This is a genomic window from Paenibacillus sp. SEL3 (genome assembly GCF_054602585.1).
Genome location: NZ_CM137725.1, coordinates 1487240 through 1507272 on the forward strand (window position 1 = coordinate 1487240; position 20033 = coordinate 1507272).

Sequence of the window (20033 nt, forward strand, 5' to 3'; positions counted from 1 at the left end):
TTTCAAAAAGAAGCCTTAGATATCGCTGTCGTCGAATTGGAATTGAACAACATAGTCGTGATCGTACGGAATACCACCAGTGTATTCTGCAGGCACACTTACATGCAGTTTAACGTTCAATTTTTGAGACGGGCTAGTTACAGGGAATTCGACTATTCTTGTATCCCCTGATGTGCTTACCACAGTCGCATTCACATACTGACCGTTTTGTTGAGTTTTGAATTCAGTAACCCATGCACTCTTGGTAATAGCTACTCGCACTTTATATTGACCATTCGTAACAATCAGTGTGGCTGGTTTTTTCACATAACCATTTGTATCCATGTAAGATGGCTGAGTGGTTCCATCTTTATAAACGGTATAAGGCAATTGATACGTTCCATTAGGCAAAGCCGCATTCGCCTTATTGGCAGAAAATGGAGCCAGTACCACAAAAACAAGCGCTGCCATCAGTACAGTAAGCATTACTTTTTTCAAAGACAATTTTTCCATACGATTCATAATCATGTTCATGTTCTTAATCTCCTTTACGTTTTATTTTTGGATTATATTTCGTCGAATTGCAGTTGTACATCATACTTGCCTGTGTAGCCGATTACTGGGATTGTGATTTCAGCGTAAGCATTCACTTTTGCATTCAGATCAGCAACCTCGAATTCCACTACACGAGTGTTGCTAGCAGTATCTGTGCTCACTACAGTCGCATCTTGCAGTACGCCATTTTGCTCTACTTTGAACGTTGTAATCAGATTGCTGCTTTTCACAGTCAGACGAACGACATTTTTGCCGTTAGCTACCGTAACCTGAGCAGGCTTCGTCAGGTAGCTATCCAATCGAGAAGTCTCATTGGTTTGATCCTTCAGAACGGTGTAGTCTACGTTGTACGTGCCGTCGGCTGCTGCCGCTTTAGCTGAGAATGGAGCAACAAGTGCAAAAACAAGCGCTGTCATGATCAATGCTACGAATACCTTCTTAAAAGAAAATTGCTCAAAGCGATTCATTACCATATTCATATCTACACACACTCCTCCATTTTTTATGCTTGAATTTGTGTTGATTTTATGAACGATAGAGATGGCTTGAATTTACTTCTTGGAAGATTTAGTTGATTTTGCTGACTGGACGGCTGCTACTTTTTTGACACTTTTGGAATCAAAAGCGAAACGGATCGTATAGTCATGATCGTAGTTATACGCAGGGACAGTAACATGGATTTTAGAGATTAGCGGGCTGTTCACACTCGTAATTGGAAATTGTACGGTGCGGGTATCGGTTTTGGCATCCTTATGGATGACCTTGGTATCGATGATTTTGCCTTTGTAATCTACTTTAAACCCAGTTGTCCATTCGCTATGATTCAGCTTAATTTGCATGGTCATTTGACCTTTTTTCACATACAACTTAGCTGGTTTTTCAAAATAATCATTAGCCATGGACACCGAGTCATTTTCTGCCTTGAGGATATTGTATTTGAGCGTGTATGTACCATCCGCCAATTTTGGAGAAGCCGCAGCGGCTCCTACAGATGACGAAGTTGGCCAAAAGCTCAGCACACTCACCAGCAGAAACACAGCAATAATTGCAGAATACCCCTTCTTCATTTTGACAGCAGTCCCTCCCCACGAGAATAAACTAATTGATTATCATTCTCAATTGATAATTTAAAAAAATAGCTCTTTTCGAGCTTGTCTCCCCACCTCTCTATTCCATAATTTCGCAAAATAAAGTAAACCCATCACCAATATATCTTACACTTTTCGAAAATGTCAATATGTATTTGCGTGTACGCAATCCCTTGATATATGCTATTTTTTAAGAAAAATTTGTAGTTCCTTCTTCTTTAATTCGAATATATCCCTTTTATTTTTAGTTCAAAATTTATTTAAAAATTTTGTTTTTTCAATTGACATTGCCCAGTGATATTCATTATCATTCTCTTATATATAATTGAAAATGATTATCATTATTGTTTAACTCGAAAATTGCAGGAGGAATAACATGAAATCTTATATGTTGTGGTCGTCCGCAGTGCTTTTATTGGCAGTTACCGGATGTAGTAATGGTACCTCGACCACAGATCATAAACCAACCAGTGCCTCCGTATCTGCCACTTCTGGCACGACAAGCAGTGCAGCCATCCAAGTTACTGATTTTTCAAAACGGACGTTGGCGTTTCAAAAGGTTCCTCAACATATCGTTGCGCTCAGCAATGGCGATCTGGATATTATATACGCATTGGGCGGGACAGCCGTAGGAAGACCCAACTCCAATGGACCTGTCGTCGTACCTGCTGCTGAGAACGTTCAGCAAATAGGCTCCACTCATGAAGTAGATTTGGAGAAAATTACGATGCTCAAACCGGATGTCGTGCTAGGCAATTATCCTATGAATGAAAAAGACATTCCAGCCATTGAAGGAGTAGGTTCACAGCTGCTGCTGACTGGTGCCAATTCAGTTCAGGATATCCAGACACAAATTACACTGTTCGGACAATTGCTACAAAAGCAAGCCGGGGCCGTAAAGCTGAACCAGCAAATTGACCAACAAGTAACCAAGCTGCAAAAGGAAACCGCTTCTACCTCCAAACCGAAGGTGTTGCTGGTCTATGGAGCCCCGGCCACGTACATGGCGGCACTGCCGAATTCACTGAGTGGAAACATTCTGGAAGCTGCGGGTGGCTCTAACATCGCCGCTGATTTTCCGGGCCTGCAAAATTTCCCGCAATATGCGCAGCTGAACACAGAACGCATCATACAGGCTGACCCTGACTACATCTTCATCATGACTCATGGCAATACAGAAGATGTTAAAGCTGCATTTATAAAGGAAATGCAGGAAAATGCAGCTTGGAACGGAATCCGGGCAGTCCAAAACAATCAGGTCGAGGTTTTACCTTCAGATCTGTTCGGTACGAATCCGGGCACACGGGTCACTAAAGCGCTGGATTTGATGCATCAAAAGCTGTATCCGGCGAAATAGGCGATGGCAATGAACAAACTACAGCGCGCCAGAAGACGCACCATCGCCTGGATTACTCTTCCGATTCTACTGCTGACCGTCTCTGTGTACGGTCTGGCCTACGGTTCGGTGTCGATTCCACTTCAAGAAATCAATCATGTTTTGCTACATAATGATGAATCTACATATCGCACGATCCTGATGGATCTCCGGCTACCCAGAGTATTAGTAGGTTTACTGGTAGGAGCTTGTCTTGCAGCTTCCGGAGCCCTTCTTCAAGGTGTCATGAAAAATCCATTGGCTGACCCTGGCATTATTGGTGTATCGGCTGGAGGTGGACTGGCCGCCGTCATTACGATGGTGATGCTTCCCCAGCTTAGCTACCTTCTTCCGATAACCGCCTTTTTGGGAGCCTTTCTGAGCGCAATCGTCATTTATCTGCTGGCTTGGGACCGAGGGGCGTCGCCTGTCAAAATTGTGCTGGCTGGCGTTGCGATCAATGCGCTGCTGGGCGCACTCACCAACGGCGTAATGGTCATGTTCAGCGACCGCGTACAGGCCGTTCTTCCTTGGCTATCCGGCGGATTAAACGGAAGAAGCTGGCATCATCTGGAGTTCATGGCGCCTTACGCCATCATTGGATTAATCGCCTCTTTCTTTGCGATTAAACCTGCTAATTTACTGCTACTGGGCGACGATTCAGCACAGCTACTGGGCCAGCGAGTAGAGCTTCAACGTATGCTCATTATCCTGCTTTCTGCCCTGCTCGCCGGTACAGCAGTCAGTGTAGCCGGGTTGATCGGCTTTGTAGGACTGGTCGTTCCCCATGTCATACGGCTGCTAATCGGGGAAGATTATCGTTTCCTCCTTCCCCTTTCCATTGTGGGCGGCGGAACGCTGGTTGTTCTCGCAGATACGGTGGCGCGATCCTGGTTTGACCCGATTGAACTGCCTGTAGGTATTTTGCTGGCCTTCATTGGGGCACCGTTCTTCTTAATCTTACTCAAGAAACGGGGGAATTTCGGATGACAGCCATTCAGGGTGAGCATATCTCCTTACAACGTGGGTATTTCAAGCTGGTCGATGTGAATATCACCTTGCCTGCTGGTCAGCTCACCGCGATCGTCGGGCCGAACGGTTCAGGCAAATCCACGCTTTTGCGGATTATGACCCGGTTGCTCAAGCAGGATCAGGGTCAGGTTTCCGTACTGGGCAAGCCTGTGCAGGAATACAAGCGGCGTGATTTTGCCCAGACGATTACAATGCTACCGCAAATGAAGGATATGCTGCCGTTATTGACGGTCCGCGAGCTGGTCGCTTACGGAAGATCTCCTCATGCCAAGGGCTTGAGGGTACGCCATACCGGACAGGACCAGCAAATCGTAGACCATGTCATGAAGATCACGGGCATCAAGCCCTATGCAGATCGAATGTTCCATACTCTATCAGGAGGTGAACAACAAAAAGCGCGTATTGCAATGGCTTTGGCCCAACAAACAGGTATTCTTTTGCTCGATGAACCGACTACTTTTCTGGATATCGCCCACCAATTTGAAGTTATGGATATGCTGCGGCGTATCAATCACGAGTCCGGCTTGACGATTGTTATGGTACTGCATGATTTGCAGCAAGCTGCGGCCTATTGTCATCATATGATTGCGCTTAAAAAGGGACGAATCGCCGTTGCCGGCGAACCCCATGAGATTTTGACGTCTGCTTTTCTTCGCGACATTTATGAAATGAACGCTACCATCAAATTTGAGGATGGCTATCCGGTTATTATACCGACCATACCACATCATTCAGGAGGAATTTAATATGGTTATCGTAACAAATACATCTAAAATCACACCGGGCAATGCACATCTACTCATCGAAAGATTTAACAAAGAAGGAAAAGTTGAAAAAATGGAAGGCTTTCTCGGTCTGGAAGTGCTGCTGACTGAAAACACGGAGGATTATGAGGAAGTAACGATCAGTACACGTTGGAAAGAAAAAGAGAACTTCCAAGGCTGGACGAAAAGTGAAGCATTCCGCGAATCCCATAGCCATCGTCAAATTCCGGACTATATTATTGAAAATAAAATCACGTTCTATGAAGTTAAAATCGTTCGTCATCCCATCGCCAACAGCGATTCCTCTTTGGCAAGTGATTCCGAAGCCGTTTAATCCTGCATTATAGCTAAAAACCAAAAAAGGCGGCTCGGCAGGCAAAATTAATTGTCCGCCGAGCCGCTTTGTTTATCAGGATTTTGCAAAATCCTCTTATATAAGGATGATGTCGAATCTCTCAGATTGTAGTTGAGCAGCGACGTCCAATTTTCAGCGTCTCTCCGTGCCCTAGAACATGAATGCGTTCCTTCGCAATACCCATACGCTCACGCTCCGCTTCGAGACGATCCAGCGCCTCTCTTGGCGTATCATCCGCTAGTTTGAAGGCTCCGTAGTGCATCGGAATCATCTGATCTGCGCCGCAATCTACAAACCCTTGCAATGCCTCCTCCGGTGTCACGTGCTGCGAGGTCATGAACCATTCCGGTTCATACGCGCCAATCGGCATAAAGGTCAGGTCAATGGCAAAGCGCTCGCCAATCTCCTTAAACCCACGAAAATATCCAGTGTCTCCCACAAAATACAACGTCGGTGTATGCTCTGAATCTGTATTCGTATGAGGATGAGATTCCGTGACGGACGTGGCAGAGCCAATCACCTGCTGTTCACTTTGCAGAACGTATCCACCCCAATGCGAAGTGTTCGTATCAAACGGCGTGCGTCGTGTCCAATGCTGGGCTGGAACAAATGTAAATCGTACCCCTCCTACCGTAAAATGCTCCCACCATTGCAGCTCATGACAGTTACGAAAACCTTTGCGGATCATTTTTGCCTTTAACCCTGTGGGTACAAGCATCAGCGTATTGGCACGATATAATTTCCGTAAGGATTCTAAATGTAAATGATCATAGTGTGAATGAGACAGCAGAATGATGTCTAGTGGTGGTACATCCTGGATGCGAATGCCGGGCGGGGCCAACCTTTTATCAAAAGCCATACGCTCTGCCCACACCGGATCGGTGATGATATTCAGCCCAAGATACTGGATGAAAAAGGTGGAATGTCCCACCCAGGTGGCTGTCGCCATCTCCCGATTGCTATGCAGAAACTCCAGCTCCGGGGGATGGTTTGGCACAACGAACGTATAATCCTTTATTTTGCTGCGTCGCTCTTGCCGCCATTGTCTGAATTGCTTGATGGTTTTATCGGTATTTACATGATCCATATTGTTAAAGCGAACTTTGGGCATGATGCAGCTCCCTCCCTGATGAACCCGTTCTCCAAAAAATGCAGCGGTTCAATTTAACTATATATTGTCATTCGAGTGTGAACATAAAATGATGCAACATCCTGATCTATGTAAAGTATAATTCAATCACGTCTGTAAAGGAAATTCTGCGATAATACAGCAAAAACAGACCTCCCGGATCAATCAGGAAGGCCTGTTCCACCTGTTGTTGTCAATCTTGTGGATTTTTAAAGCGTGCCGAATAAATAAACAAAAACACAATCGCCACGACGATAATGATAGGTGACTCATACATAATCGTAAAATGCTCGAAAGCAGCCACTCTAACTCACCCTTTCTTCCCTTCATGTCCGCGCACATATTTTGCATCGAACAGAAACAATCTTAATATCAGGATCAGCGAAGGGATCAGCACCAGCAGACCCGCAACAAACGCCGTAATCAACGCATACGCCATCGTAGAATTTGTAAAGCTGTCGTAGACATTAATGTAGGGATACAGAACATACGGGAGATGCGAGCGGCCGTAGCCATACCAGGCAAATGCAAATTGCAGCATCACCAATATGAACGAAACCCCTAGATGCCGCCGCTGCCATACCAGATAAACTGCTCCCGCAAAGCATATGAAGGATGCGACAAACATCCAGGCTATGTTCAGCATATTGGTAAAATGATCTGGATTTTGTTTGTTAATCTGAAAAAATGCGAGCAGACTCGCAACAATCGTTGGACCGCTCCAAAGCAGTGCATATCCTCGTACGATTTCAAAAGCGACCTTGTCTCCTGCCCTTTTGGCATAATAGGCCAAAAACATCGCCGAGATATACAGTACGCTTACCAACGCCAGAAAAATAACCGCCCACGTGTAGGGATTGCTTAATAGCTGCCCCCATTGCAGGTGCACACCTGTACTGTTCTCCACAATAATGCCGCCTTCCGATATAGCGAGGACCGTCGACAGTGCCGCCGGAATCAGTAACCCTGTCGCACCGTACAACGCCATGTAGACGATATTATTGGTGCCGGAATGCCCATACGTATTGTATGCATAATACACTCCCCGGATGGCGAGAAGTACAATCGCAATACTGCCGGGAACGAGTAACGCCGTACCATAGTAATATGCCGCATCCGGGAAGAACCCGTTTAATCCCACCACAAAAAAGATGAGAAATACGTTTGTTACCTCCCACACCGGGGATAGATACCGTTGAATAATATTGTGGATTTTGTTCTGGTGGCCTGTTAACACACTGTAAAAGCTGAAAAACCCTGCACCAAAATCAATAGATGCTATAAGCAAATATCCGAACAGGAACGTCCACAAAATGGCGATGCCTACAATTTCATAGCTCACTTACCATCAGCCCCTTCCAGGCCGAGCTGTCTTATCTCTTCCACCGCATCCTTATTGCGGAATAGCTTGCTGAGTACCTTAATGGCCGAGAAGCACAACACCAGATACAAAATAACAAACAACACCAGCATCCACCCAACACTCGTAGAAGTGGTTGCTGCTTCGGACACCTTCATATATCCGCGTAAAATCCACGGCTGTCTACCGACCTCCGCGAACATCCATCCGAGCTCAATAGCTACCATCGCCATCGGCCCCACCAGAATGAGCGCCAACAGCAGCCATCTGGGGTATGGTTTGCGACCTGGCAAACGCTTGCGGATCAGATACAACAGCGGAATGACGAGAATCAGCACCCCTGTGGTGATTTTGAGGTCAAACATATAATGGATAGACAGGGGCGGACGCTCATCTACGGGATAATCATTTAATCCCTTGACCTCCGTACTGGGCAGGTTCCCGGCCAACACACTAAGTGCATAAGGCACTTTCAGGGCATATTTGATTTCACCGTTCTTATCCATGTATCCGCCATATACGAAGGGCGCGTGCGTCATCGTATCAAAATGCCATTCGGCGGCGGCCAGCTTCTCCGGCTGATATTTGGCCAGAAATTTACCGGATGCATCTCCAATCATCACTGTACTGATGGCAAACACAATGGTACAGGTGGCAGTGAGCTTCAGCGCCTTTTTAAAATAAGCGTGATTACGTCCCCGCAGCATACTGTAAGCAGCCAGTCCCATCAGCACCCCAGCGCTCAATGTATACGAGGAAGCCAGTACATGAGAAACTTTGGTCGGCGTAGCCGGATTTAGCATGGCCTCGATGGGATGAATATTTGTCATGACTCCATTTTTGAGTGTAAAGCCTTGAGGTTGGTTCATGAACGAGTTCACAGTCGTAATAAAAACCGCTGATGCAGATGAGGCAATCGCTACCGGGATGAGCAGCATCAGGTGAAAATATTTGCTTTTAAACCGATCCCAAGTATACAAATAGATGCCCAGGAATATAGCTTCGATGAAAAAAGCAAACGTCTCCAAAAACAGAGGCAGTGCAATCGCTTGTCCAGCCACTCGCATAAAGGTGGGCCAAAGCAAGCTGAGCTGCAAACCAATGGCGGTACCTGTAACGACACCCACGGCAACGGTAATGACAAACCCTCGCGCCCACCGTCGGGCCAGCAGGGTATAATGCGGATCACCAGTTCGCAGCCCGCGCCATTCTGCTAGTGCAATCATTAAGGGTACGCCGACGCCGATAGATGCAAATACGATATGAACAAACAGGGTAATTCCGGTCAGCATCCGGCTTAGTAATACAGGGTCCAGTGAAGACAAATGGGTTTCACTCCTTCATTTCACATTTTAAACATCGCGGATCACTCTGGATTACCAACTAAGGAGTCAAGCGAGCTATGCTTTTAATTACGGCATATAGCATAATGGCCGCAATTACTATACATACAATAATGAGCGTTCTTTCCTGCTTGCGGAACATCGGAACGCCTCCTTCACTTATCTATTGGCGCATTTTGGTAACCTATTCACAGTTTGGTTCATTCTTCCGAGTTTTAACCCTGCTTCTGCATTGAATATAGCCGTATTTCTTTTTAGATATTGTCTTATGCATTTCAATACGTTATATTGATATATAGTTAGATAACCTAATTATATGAAAAGAGTGAATGTATGCCACCAAAACAAAGTATGCGGGACACCGTCCAGCAACCTCTTCCCCGTCTGGGTCCAGAACCTTATCTGGAGCTAATGGATCAAACTGCTCTTGCAGAAACGAATCGACAACTCGCCCGTATTGGTCTCTTCTTGCTATGGACGGGTGATAATACGCTCGACGCAATAGATTTGGATCTAGCTGCTTATGGCCTGACAGAGAGTAAGCTAGATTTATTGTTGCTGTTGACACTACACCAATCCCAGGCTCAGATGAGCCCTTCAATGATTGCCGACCGTCTGGGAATTCGTCGTGCATCTGTTACATCTCTCCTAGACTGGACAGAGCAACGAGGCTGGATTATCAGAGAACATAATTCCTCAGATCGACGCAAAATTCATGTGCGCATTACAGAAGGGGGATCTCATCTTGTACAGCAAGTGCTTCCTGTATTTTGGTCTTCCTGTGCTTCTCTAGCGAGTATTTTGGAGCCTGAGGAGCAGGTCGTTTTTTCGCGGATTATAGAAAAAATCCATCATCATATGGAAAACAGATTGGGGGTGGGCAGATAAATTTTTTTTAAACATATAATTAGGTTACCTAATATATTTAATTTCGTGTATTACCAAGCCACTTATTTTATGATCAAGGAGTGTTCAATTGATGAGTAAATTACGAACCAATCATACCGTTATACAGAAAGAAAATGTGGCTCTCCCTTATGCATGGATGACTGTAATCCTATGCTGGTCAGCGGTTGCCGTTATGTCCAGCCTGTATGTGACGATCCCTTTGGTCCCTCTTTTTGCTAAAGTGTTTGGAAAAACGCTTGCCGAAGCAGCCCTACCGGGCAGTATCTTTTCCTTAGGCTTTGCGGCGGGATGTCTTGTTTATGGTGGATTGTCTAACCGCTTTGGACGAAAGCAGGTTATCGTCATCGGACTGCTCGCATTAACGATTATTTCGTTATCCATCAGCTTAACCAGTCAATATTCTGTATTAGTTACACTGCGCTTGCTTCAAGGTTTGGCTGCAGCCACCTTTTCCCCCGTTGCTCTCGCATACGCCGTCGATATGTTTCCGGCCGAAAAACGGGTAACAGCTATCGGCTTTATCAGCACCGGTTTTCTAGTAGCGGGTATTGCTGGTCAGGTATTTAGTATTGTCATTAGCGAACAAATGGGGTGGAATACGGTATTTCGGATGCTAGGCATTTTGTATGCAATTACCTTCCTAATCGTCCTTTTTTTCCTACCTAAAACCCCCTCCCCTCAACGAGATGTTCGCATTTGGGCAGCTTTCAGTCAGTTGGAGACCGTTCTGCGCTCGTATCCTTTATGGTTAAGCTACACGGTTGCTTTTGTTCTCCTGATGTCCTTTGTGAGCATGTATACGGTTTTGGGTAACTATCTTGGCGGCCCTGAATTTGGCCTGAATAGCCGACAGATGCTTTATGTCAGATCCGCTGGTATCATCGGCATGCTCCTTTCACCATTCGCAGGAAAGCTAGCCCAGAAATACGGTGTGCACCTTATATTACGTACAGCTCTTATTCTTTCCATTCTGAGTTTGGCGCTGATGGGAATGACACACTCTCTTATGACTATCGTGGTGTTGAGTGTATGCTTTGTCAGCGGCATTGCCCTGAGTGTTCCTTCACTCATAGCAATCGTCGGCCAGCTCGGCGGTGCAGCGAGAGCAATAGCTGTCTCACTATATACCTTCATCCTGTTTGCCGGTACAAGTCTAGCTCCTATGCTCTCCATTCGTTTGATGGGGAATGGCGGCAATCAGATGACTACATTTATGCTGCTGGCGGCAGTTCTGTCTGTGGGATTTATCGCCTCCCTGCTCATTCGGATGGTGCTTCCCATCGCCCCCAGATTTCTAGAATAAAGCCTATGATTAGGGTAGAAATCCGGGGACAAAAGCGACCGCTACGCTTGTACAGCACCATTCCGCCTACTCCGTTTCATGTTAATTTTTCGAGTTCGGCTTATATAGCATCCTGTTTTTATTAAAAAAACCTCCATATTCATCAGCCATGTTTATATGAATCATCGTGATATATGTCATTGCATTTTCCTGTGAAACGCGAACTTCTCTTTGGAGACATTCGCAGAATGAGTTACAATACAGATAAGCTATATATGGAGAACTTTTGAACAGGAGGCTGTACTGAGCTATGAAAATAACATCTATCGAGCCAACTCCCAGTCCGAACACCATGATGCTGCATCTGGATGAGCGACTGGAAGCGGGTATCCGCAGAACATATACACGAGACAATGAGCGTTCCGCTCCCCCATTTATCCGGCGCATGCTGGGCATTGAAGGGGTCAAAAGCGTGTTTCACACGACCGATTTTGTAGCCCTTGACCGCAAAGGGAATGCAGATTGGTCTACCATTCTGGGTCAAGTCCGAGATCAGCTAGGCGAGGAAGGCGCTGACGCCAATTGGGATTTGCCAGAGGAAACCTCTGGAGAAGCGTTTGGCGAGGCACAGGTTTTTGTGCAATTTTTTCGCGGCCTTCCTATGCAAATTCGAGTCAAGGCAGGGCAGCAGGAGGAACGAATCTCCTTGTCCGACCGCTTTGTGCAGGCCGTTACCCGTGTAGCGAGTGCAACGCTGATTAAGGAACGCAAGCTGAGTGATTACGGCGTCCGCTATGGTGAACTGCCGGACATTGCACGTGAGGTTGAGCAGGAACTGGAGGCAGCCTTTCCACAAGAGCGGCTGGAGCAGATTATCCAACAAGCGATTGCCCACGGTGCAAACAACAGCGAATTCGTGGAGGAACGCCGCGAGTGGAGTGATGCCGAGCTGGAGCAGGCCCTGCAGCACGGGGATTGGCGCACACGCTACGCTGCGCTGGATCGGCTGGAACCGACGCCCGAGCATTTGCCGCTTATCCGGCAAGCGCTGCATGACGATAAAATGCAGCTGCGGCGGCTGGGCGTGGTCTATCTGGGCGATATTCGCTCTCCGGAAGCGATGGAACTGCTAGCCGAGGCGCTGCGCGATCCTTCAGCGGCAGTACGCCGCACCGCAGGCGACACGTTGTCGGACATCGGCGATCCGGTCGCTACCAGTGCAATGATCGGAGCCCTGTCGGATAGCAGCAAGTTGGTACGCTGGCGGGCGGCACGTTTTTTATACGAGGTGGGAACCGAGGATGCGCGTGATGCGTTGGAGAAGGCGGTCGATGATCCCGAATTCGAGGTCAGTCTACAGGCTAAAATGGCGCTGGAACGCATCGAATCAGGCGAACAAGCCGCGGGCACAGTTTGGCAGCAGATGGCCAAGCGGAACTCTTAATTTAAGATTCTACGAGTGATTTTCAAAAAATTGTCGATTGTCAGAAGATGTACAGGTACGATATACTGTAATTCGCTATACAATAAAATATCATGTCATACACCTCATCAACCCTGTTTTATGATGAGGTAGAGGTCGCGGATGTAATCGGTACACCGGAGGAGACGATAAGAGCCGTCTGAGATTCCAGTGGAAAGGTACACCCGCCGAAGTATGCGGAGCTGACTCTTTGTAAATACTCCGAATGCTGGGGCTGCTAACCGAAAGGAGCAGAACTGTCACACGCTGTCCTAACACAGACACGTGTGTTGAGCTATCTTGTTATAGAAGAAGGTATGGTGCGGAATGCATAGACAAAACCGCAGGCGTATTCCCTGCGGTTTTTTGATTTATATACTCCCCCTCCTTCTAGCTCTTGCCCTGACATGAAATACAATTTCATGAAGGAGTGTTTGAACGTGCAACACAGAGCAACATCTGACGGAACCTTGCGTAAAAGTCTCAAAGCCCGCCATATGACGATGATCGCCCTCGGCGGTTCTATCGGAACAGGTCTGTTCCTCGCCAGTGGAGGCGCAGTTGCCGAAGCTGGACCCGGTGGTGCCCTGCTGGCTTATGCAGCAGTTGGCCTCATGGTCTACTTCCTTATGACCAGCCTCGGTGAGTTGGCTACATTTATGCCTGAATCCGGCTCTTTTAACACCTATGCAGGTCGCTTCGTCGATCCGGCTTTTGGTTTCGCCATGGGCTGGAACTTCTGGTACAACTGGGCGGTGACGATTGCTGCCGAATTGGCAGCAGCGACCGTGCTGATCAAATACTGGTTCCCGGAAAGTCACTCTGCCTGGTGGAGTCTGTTATTCCTGGCCGTAATCTTCGCACTGAACGCGTTGACCGTCAAAGGCTACGGTGAGTCTGAATACTGGTTCGCCATGATTAAAATTGTGACTGTGGTCATCTTTTTGACTGTAGGTGTGCTGATGATCTTCGGCATTATGGGTGGTCCTGCGGTCGGCTTTGCCAACTTCACGGTAGGAGACGCCCCGTTCCATGGTGGATTCTTTGCTGTACTGGGTGTATTCATGGCAGCGGGCTTTTCCTTTCAGGGAACGGAGCTGATTGGGGTAGCCGCAGGAGAGAGCGAAAATCCGCGTGAAAATGTGCCGCGCGCCATCCGTCAAATCTTTTGGCGCATCCTGTTCTTTTATATTCTCGCAATTCTCGTGATTGGATTGATCATTCCGTACACCAATCCGAATCTGCTGCGTGGAGATATCAGTGATATCGGGGTCAGCCCGTTCACGCTCGTATTTGAAAAAGCAGGGCTTGCGATTGCTGCCTCTGTTATGAACGCCGTTATTTTGACTTCCGTATTGTCGGCAGGTAACTCGGGTATGTACGCGGCCACTCGGGTACTGTACGCTTTGGCACGAGAAGGTAAAGCCCCGCGTTTCCTCGGACGTATCAATAGACGCGGCATTCCTATGAACGCGCTGCTGATCACGACCGCTGTCGGTATGCTAGCCTTTCTCGCCTCCCTGTATGGAGACGGTGTAGTCTATAACTGGCTGCTGAATGCTTCTGGAATGTGCGGATTTATTACGTGGGTCGGAATTGCAGTCAGCCATTATCGTTTCCGCCGTGCCTTTAATGCACAGGGTCACAGTCTGAGTGAGCTTCCATACAAAGCCCGTTGGTTCCCATTTGGCCCGTTGTTCGCCTTCGCTCTGTGTATCATTGTCATTATCGGGCAAGGGGCGGATGCCTTCACCGGACAGGAGATTGACTGGAAAACGATGATCGCTACGTACATGAGTGTGCCGCTATTCCTTCTGCTGTGGCTCGGCTACAAATGGACCAAACGTACTAAAATCGTGCCATTAAAAGAATGTGATTTGAGCCCGGATGCTTCTTCGGATAAATAATAGAAGACATTAAAAAAAGCCCGTCTCCACATATCAGGGAGAACACGCTGGTAAACCTGGTCCAAGACTGTTTATCCGCATGTTCACCTGTATATGCCCGGAGACGGGCCTTTTCTTTTTCTATTTCTTTTTCTGTTTATTTGGAAGAAGCAGCTACTTCAGCTGATAAAGACATAGATAAGGCACGACGACTAAAAATACCGTATATGACAGCAATCAGCGTCAACCCTGCTGAAAACAAGTACAAATTAACGATACCCAAATGATCTGCAATCCAGCCCATTAAAAGCAGCGAAATACAAAACGTTAGGCTTGTCAGCGTAGCCTGGGCGGACAGCACCTTAGGCAAATCATGTACAGACACACTCATTTGCATCATCGTACGGCGGGATACGACGGACATTTCCGCAGGTAGTCCCATCAACAGCACGATAAGCAGCGTTAGTGGCGGTAATGTGTTCAGTGCATACCAAGCTGTCAGCAGCCCATAACCTGCCATCCCCGCCAACATGGCGGGCAGCAGTCTGCGCTGCAAATACTTGACGCAGGCGAGGACCACGATACCGCCGCCAATCGCTCCTGCAAAATACGCTGCATTGATGTATCCCCACCATGCCTCACTTTTGTGCAAGACCTGCTGAGCGAAAGCAAGCGTGAACGCGCCTACCCAAACCGAACCCCCTAGAAGGTCAATCATATCCATAAAAATAAGAGCTTTCAGTCTGCGACTGGCTCCGATGAGGCTCCAGCCTTCACGAAGTATTTCCTTTTTACGCTTGGGAGGTAGTGTGGGGCTCTCAGATTCCGGGCCATATAGTGTATCTTCCAACTGTGCAGGAGGCAAGTCATGATGCCCTTGCCCGGGTTCAGTTAGAGCTTCGAAAACTGAGACATCTCCACCTCGCACCCTTGTTCCAGGTTGCAGCAAATAATGAGCTTTGCCCTCTAGTGGATCTCGAATCAGGCTGGTGAAGATCATGGCTATCATATATAATCCGCCAGCAACCAGTAGTGTTTTTTCCGAACCTAGCATGGCTACGAGCACACCACTAAGCCCCCACCCCGCTAATTGCACCGTCTGATCGCTGACCGATACCAGACTGTTTGCCCGCATAAGTCCTTCCCCGGACGCAAGGCGAGGAATCAGCGCATTACGCGCAGGCGTAGTCCATCCGTCCAGAAAGGACATGGCTGCCACCAACGTAAACACAATCACCCATATCGGCTCCGTGCCTGCTGACCACAAGTGGCCCAGCAGAACAGCAAAGAAAGCCAGTTGCCCGAACTGAGAAACGAATAAAATAAAAGGAAGCTGGAATCGGGCCAAAATGAGCGGTGCTAAAAAGCCGCTGATCATCTGTGCCCCCATTCGCAGCAACGGAACGAGCACCGAAGAGAAGATGGAGTCTGTTTCATGAAAAACCAAAGACACAAGTGCCATAATATAAAGAATGTCGGCCGCATTGGACATGGTCTGCGTGCCAAGCAAATAGGTAAAGGAACGCCTGTGCATATAAATAAAATACTCCTTTGTTAATGTAGCTTTTTACAGCAGATGATTAGGTCCATTTCAGGGTTACCCGAAGATTGCCGGTACTTCCAAGGTCCGTAATCTGATAAGAAATGGATTTTAAGCCGAGTTGATATAAGGACTGTAAATCCTCCTTGAGACTTCGCTCTGTTCCCTGATAGGCGAAGGTAAGCGTCGTCCCTCCCTTATTTACAATCTTACGCACCTGTTCCTTGATGTCGGCGGATGATTTAACCAGACCCTTACCATCTTGCAGCGGATATTCGAGGGTATTGTACAGTTTTTGATACACAGCAGCCTTTGATCCTCCGGCAGCTACCAGTGCTGATAAGGTTTCCCGATACGATGTATTCGCCTGAGGATACGGTTTCACCCATGAGTGATCCCGCCGCATTTCGGTATCCGTCAGCAGATAATATGAAGTGCTTACTTCGTTCGCGCGATCTGGGGTTGGATCATCCCATGTCGTATCCATGTGATACCATCGACCATCTAATAAAACAAGATTCCATGCATGCAGCTGTCCCCCTGCTCTACCTTCCACAATCCGATTCGTAATGCCTGCACGTTCCAGCATTTTATAGGCTAGCAGTGAATAACCCTGGCAGACCGTGCTTCCCGTTTTCAGGCCATCGTAGGCTGTGTACTTTTGCTGTGCTTCATCATACTTCAGGCGAACGACGATCCAATCATGGATGGCCTTCACCTTCTCATGATCCGTCATTCCCTTCGTAATAATATCCCCCAGCACCGCTTTAACTGTGCTATCCACATAAGCTGTCTGTTCCTTCGTCTCCCGGTAGCTTAAACGAATCGTAACCTGAGCGGAGGTCGTTGTGCCTGTATAGCTGAATGCGTAGCTTTTGATCGTATAATTCACATACGGATCGCTCTCCATGGCCTGTTGGATGGCCGTCTGTAATTGCTGTTTGAGACCGTTCACTCGCCCTTGATATGTAAAGGTCAGCGTTTCACTCCGCGTAGCCATTGCCTGTAAAAGCTTGTTCTGAAGCTGCTGCGATGATACCGATGGAGCCGGCTTGATCGACGCCGCATACACATTGCTGCCCCACTCCACAGCCTGCGGCAGCAACACAGCCAGCGCTGCACCCGCAACCAGACATTTTACAAGCCTAACCCCGATTTTTCTGTTCATACAGAGCGTTCCTGCCCTTCTTAGCATAGTTATAAACAGCTCTATCTTACCATAAAAACAGTTGCCCCAAACGCTCTAGTTTTGTCGGTTGCAGACGAGTAATGGGACCGTTAAAAAGACAGGTTGCGACACACATACTCGGCGATATAACAGATGGGAGCAAGGGGCAAACATGTCGTTCGCAGCGAATTTTATCACAGCAATCTAAGTATCCTCATGATATGGTACTGGCATCGGAAGTAAATGATATTGATTCTCATTCTAGATCAGAAAGGCTGAACACCATGCCAGAATGTATTTCACTTCTTCGTACGCCACTAGGTCAGACTGTGCGTTTGCAATCCCTTGACCCTCTTCATCCCTCATTGCGCCGCCGCTTGACAGACATGGGCATCAACGAAGGTTCCATCATACGCTTAAAAAAAATCAGTTTATTGGGCGGCCCGATCGTCATTGAATGCAACGGCCAACTGGTCGGCCTCCGTCAAAATCAAGTGAAACAACTGGAGGTCGTTCCGACATGGACATGATCGCTCTATTTGGCAATCCCAATACAGGAAAAACCTCATTATTCAACAAGCTGACTCGTACGTATGCAGAAGTAGGGAACTGGTCCGGCGTCACCGTGGAAAAGAAAACAGGGCTCCTGCGTGACAAGTCTGCCGTATTGGTGGATTTGCCAGGTGCCTACTCTTTACTCCCTCTTTCGCTGGATGAAGGTGTCGCAACCCGATATTTGCTGGAAGAGCCGCCTGCGGCCCTGATCAATATCGTGGATGCCTCCCAGCTCCAGCGTAATCTCTATCTGACCGTACAACTACTGGAATATGGCCGTCCCCTTGTACTTGGCTTAAACATGACTGACGTAGCTGATGCCACGGGTCTTCGCGTAAACAAGGAATTGTTGGCTGAACAATTGAACGTTCCCATCATTCCTATGGTGGCGCGCACAGGTAGTGGAAGTAAGCAAATGCTCGCATCTCTTCGAGAAGTAAGACATGCATCCAATACTTTTCAACTGGATTACGGCCCTGCCGTCGAAGCGGCTATTCATGATATTTGCAACTTACTGCCGGATGCATCTGTACCGCAACTCCGGTGGGCCGCACTGCAATGTCTGGAAAACAATCCTGTCGTCATGGAATGGATGACAGATGAGGTGCAGCGTGAACAAGTAACTGCGCGTATTCGCCATTGCGAAGAAGACCTGCTCAGTGAAGGCTGTGCCATCACGCCTGCTCAGCATATTCGTTCTGTACGAACAGCATGGATTGCTGATCTGTGTACCAAGGCACTCGACACCTCCAAGCTCAAGCCGCACAGCCTAACGGATAGGCTAGATGCACTATTAACTCACCGGTATCTGGGGATTCCGATCTTTTTGCTGCTGATGTACGCTACCTTCAAGTTCACCTTCGATTGGGCGGGTACGATCCTTTCAGATATGCTGGATGGATTTTTTTCAGGTGCACTCAGCAGTTGGATTTCTGAATTACTCGTTCACTTGAACGCGTCTGCCTTTACGCAAAGTCTAGTCGTGGACGGCATCGTGGCTGGAGTCGGGGGTGTGCTTGTTTTTCTGCCTCAAATTGCTATTTTATTTCTGATTATCTCGGTGATCGAAGACTCCGGGTATATGGCACGGGTCACGATACTAATGGATCGTCTGATGCAAGCCGTGGGCTTGAACGGGAAAAGCTTCATTCCCTTCATCATCGGATTTGGCTGCAATGTCCCTGCGATTATGGCAGCACGCACCATTGAACAGCCCAGAGAGCGTCTCATTACCACGTTGCTGGTGCCCTTTATGTCGTGTTCGGCCCGCCTGCCGGTATATGCGTTGTTTGCGGGTGTGTTTTTCCCAACACATGCGGCAAGCATCATCATGCTGATGTATGTGTTAGGAATCGTCGTTTCACTTATACTTGCCAAAATTTTTTCCAAAGTATCCATTTTGTCGGGTGAGCCCTCCCTCTTCATCGTGGAACTTCCTCCCTATCGAGTGCCGCAGGCTCTTACACTATTCCGCAGCACATGGGAGAAGGTTAAAGGCTTCGTCCGTAAAGCCGGAACCATTATTCTTGCAGGTTCCGTTGGCATCTGGCTCTTGTCCAATTTCGGTCCGCAGGGCTTCGGGGTAGAAATGGATGACAGCCTGCTTGCCACCGTTGGAGGTTGGTTCGCTCCATTACTGGCCCCTCTCGGTTTTGGCACCTGGCAAGCAGGCGCTTCCCTGCTCACAGGCTTTATGGCCAAGGAAGTTGTCGTATCAACGATGAATATTATTTACCACGTTCCTGATATGCAGGGACTTGAACTACAAGTCAGACATGCCTTTACACCGCTTGCCTCTTTTAGCTTTATGGTGTTCATTCTGTTGTATGTTCCGTGTCTGGCTACGGTAGCGGTCATTCGTAAAGAAACCCTTTCGTGGCGTTGGACCGCATTTTCTGTGATCTATCCTTTGACCGTCGCATATATCATCGCCGTCTTGATCTATCAGTGTGGCAGATTATTAGGTTGGGGTTAAGTCAGGCCCTACAGTAAATAAAAGGAAGTGGATTTCATGATCAATATCATCATTTTATTGGCGATCCTCGGTTATAGTGCGTGGGTGCTGGTACGATTTTTGCGAAAAAGCCGTCAAGGCGCCTGTGCGGGGTGTTCGTCGAGCAAGTCATGTCCGGGTTGTGCGGCGAGCTCTATGCATGAAGATTATGCGAAAATCAAGAAAAGTATTTAATTCCAACTCATCATCACATGAAAAGCGGCTTCGGGGGTTTCTTACACCCGAAGCCGCTTCTTA

Annotated in this window: 20 protein-coding genes and 1 riboswitch; of the genes, 11 read left to right on the forward strand and 9 right to left on the reverse strand. The window is 47.7% G+C overall.

Annotated features, from left to right (window positions below):
• Positions 1 to 15: 15 nt before the first annotated feature.
• The 3 genes from ACYCS5_RS07150 to isdC all read right to left on the reverse strand — a co-directional run bounded on the left by ACYCS5_RS07150 (position 16) and on the right by isdC (position 1601).
• Positions 16 to 513 (reverse strand): NEAT domain-containing protein, encoded by a 498-nt coding sequence (locus ACYCS5_RS07150; RefSeq protein WP_039273678.1) that lies wholly within the window; start codon positions 511 to 513, stop codon positions 16 to 18.
• Between the two features lie 32 nt (positions 514 to 545).
• Positions 546 to 1013, reverse strand: coding sequence for an NEAT domain-containing protein (locus ACYCS5_RS07155; protein WP_029519187.1), 468 nt, complete (start codon positions 1011 to 1013; stop codon positions 546 to 548).
• A gap of 72 nt (positions 1014 to 1085) precedes the next feature.
• Positions 1086 to 1601, reverse strand: a complete 516-nt coding sequence (gene isdC / locus ACYCS5_RS07160) for a heme uptake protein IsdC (protein ID WP_069012154.1) — start codon at positions 1599 to 1601, stop codon at positions 1086 to 1088.
• 397 nt (positions 1602 to 1998) lie between these two features.
• On the opposite strand from isdC, the gene ACYCS5_RS07165 reads away from it, so the two are divergent.
• Genes ACYCS5_RS07165 through isdG form a run of 4 tightly spaced genes read left to right on the forward strand, consistent with a single transcriptional unit; the run spans position 1999 to position 5127 of the window.
• The gene (locus tag ACYCS5_RS07165; RefSeq protein ID WP_459760997.1) at positions 1999 to 2979 is read left to right on the forward strand and encodes an ABC transporter substrate-binding protein; all 981 of its coding nucleotides are present in this window, start codon (positions 1999 to 2001) and stop codon (positions 2977 to 2979) included.
• A 9-nt stretch (positions 2980 to 2988) separates the two neighbouring features.
• Positions 2989 to 3987: a FecCD family ABC transporter permease gene (locus ACYCS5_RS07170; protein ID WP_459760998.1), complete on the forward strand. Its 999-nt coding sequence runs from the start codon at positions 2989 to 2991 to the stop codon at positions 3985 to 3987.
• Positions 3984 to 4775: an ABC transporter ATP-binding protein gene (locus ACYCS5_RS07175; RefSeq protein WP_459760999.1), complete on the forward strand. Its 792-nt coding sequence runs from the start codon at positions 3984 to 3986 to the stop codon at positions 4773 to 4775. The genes ACYCS5_RS07170 and ACYCS5_RS07175 overlap by 4 nt, the downstream gene beginning before the upstream one ends.
• 1 nt (position 4776) lies before the next feature.
• On the forward strand, positions 4777 to 5127 hold the full coding sequence (gene isdG / locus ACYCS5_RS07180; protein WP_029519194.1) for a heme oxygenase: 351 nt from the start codon (positions 4777 to 4779) through the stop codon (positions 5125 to 5127).
• Between the two features lie 121 nt (positions 5128 to 5248).
• On the opposite strand, the gene ACYCS5_RS07185 is transcribed toward isdG, so the two are convergent.
• The 4 genes from ACYCS5_RS07185 to ACYCS5_RS07200 all read right to left on the reverse strand — a co-directional run bounded on the left by ACYCS5_RS07185 (position 5249) and on the right by ACYCS5_RS07200 (position 8962).
• Positions 5249 to 6259, reverse strand: coding sequence for an MBL fold metallo-hydrolase (locus ACYCS5_RS07185; RefSeq protein ID WP_459761000.1), 1011 nt, complete (start codon positions 6257 to 6259; stop codon positions 5249 to 5251).
• Positions 6260 to 6470: 211 nt separating this feature from the next.
• Complete coding sequence (gene cydS / locus ACYCS5_RS07190) at positions 6471 to 6581, reverse strand: cytochrome bd oxidase small subunit CydS (RefSeq protein WP_007432143.1); 111 nt, start codon at positions 6579 to 6581, stop codon at positions 6471 to 6473.
• A gap of 6 nt (positions 6582 to 6587) precedes the next feature.
• Complete coding sequence (locus ACYCS5_RS07195; RefSeq protein WP_029519198.1) at positions 6588 to 7619, reverse strand: cytochrome d ubiquinol oxidase subunit II; 1032 nt, start codon at positions 7617 to 7619, stop codon at positions 6588 to 6590.
• Positions 7616 to 8962 (reverse strand): cytochrome ubiquinol oxidase subunit I, encoded by a 1347-nt coding sequence (locus tag ACYCS5_RS07200; protein WP_069012158.1) that lies wholly within the window; start codon positions 8960 to 8962, stop codon positions 7616 to 7618. The genes ACYCS5_RS07195 and ACYCS5_RS07200 overlap by 4 nt, the downstream gene beginning before the upstream one ends.
• Before the next feature lie 351 nt (positions 8963 to 9313).
• Between ACYCS5_RS07200 and ACYCS5_RS07205 the strand changes: the two genes are divergently transcribed.
• The 4 genes from ACYCS5_RS07205 (at position 9314) to ACYCS5_RS07220 (ending at position 14540) form a co-directional block, all read left to right on the forward strand.
• Complete coding sequence (locus tag ACYCS5_RS07205) at positions 9314 to 9868, forward strand: MarR family winged helix-turn-helix transcriptional regulator (protein WP_029519201.1); 555 nt, start codon at positions 9314 to 9316, stop codon at positions 9866 to 9868.
• Positions 9869 to 9959: 91 nt separating this feature from the next.
• The gene (locus ACYCS5_RS07210) at positions 9960 to 11192 is read left to right on the forward strand and encodes an MFS transporter (protein WP_459761001.1); all 1233 of its coding nucleotides are present in this window, start codon (positions 9960 to 9962) and stop codon (positions 11190 to 11192) included.
• 289 nt (positions 11193 to 11481) lie between these two features.
• Positions 11482 to 12615 carry a virulence factor gene (locus ACYCS5_RS07215; RefSeq protein WP_318628076.1) on the forward strand — a complete coding sequence of 378 codons (1134 nt, stop codon included), beginning with the start codon at positions 11482 to 11484 and terminating at the stop codon, positions 12613 to 12615.
• Positions 12616 to 12736: 121 nt separating this feature from the next.
• Positions 12737 to 12939: riboswitch (Lysine riboswitch) on the forward strand.
• A 134-nt stretch (positions 12940 to 13073) separates the two neighbouring features.
• Entirely contained in the window at positions 13074 to 14540 is a 1467-nt protein-coding gene (locus ACYCS5_RS07220; RefSeq protein ID WP_029519205.1) for an amino acid permease, read from the forward strand.
• 136 nt (positions 14541 to 14676) lie between these two features.
• Here ACYCS5_RS07220 and ACYCS5_RS07225 read toward each other — a convergent pair whose 3' ends face one another.
• Complete coding sequence (locus ACYCS5_RS07225) at positions 14677 to 16053, reverse strand: MFS transporter (protein ID WP_029519207.1); 1377 nt, start codon at positions 16051 to 16053, stop codon at positions 14677 to 14679.
• A 46-nt stretch (positions 16054 to 16099) separates the two neighbouring features.
• Complete coding sequence (locus ACYCS5_RS07230; protein ID WP_029519208.1) at positions 16100 to 17227, reverse strand: transglutaminase domain-containing protein; 1128 nt, start codon at positions 17225 to 17227, stop codon at positions 16100 to 16102.
• A 101-nt stretch (positions 17228 to 17328) separates the two neighbouring features.
• On the opposite strand from ACYCS5_RS07230, the gene ACYCS5_RS07235 reads away from it, so the two are divergent.
• From ACYCS5_RS07235 to ACYCS5_RS07245, 3 genes are read left to right on the forward strand one after another with little or no spacing between them, the layout of a single operon-like run.
• Positions 17329 to 17757, forward strand: a complete 429-nt coding sequence (locus ACYCS5_RS07235) for a FeoA family protein (protein WP_459761002.1) — start codon at positions 17329 to 17331, stop codon at positions 17755 to 17757.
• Positions 17748 to 19757 carry a ferrous iron transport protein B gene (gene feoB / locus ACYCS5_RS07240; protein WP_340886380.1) on the forward strand — a complete coding sequence of 670 codons (2010 nt, stop codon included), beginning with the start codon at positions 17748 to 17750 and terminating at the stop codon, positions 19755 to 19757. The genes ACYCS5_RS07235 and feoB overlap by 10 nt, the downstream gene beginning before the upstream one ends.
• 36 nt (positions 19758 to 19793) lie before the next feature.
• Entirely contained in the window at positions 19794 to 19970 is a 177-nt protein-coding gene (locus ACYCS5_RS07245; RefSeq protein WP_080658679.1) for a FeoB-associated Cys-rich membrane protein, read from the forward strand.
• The last annotated feature ends 63 nt before the right edge of the window (positions 19971 to 20033 follow it).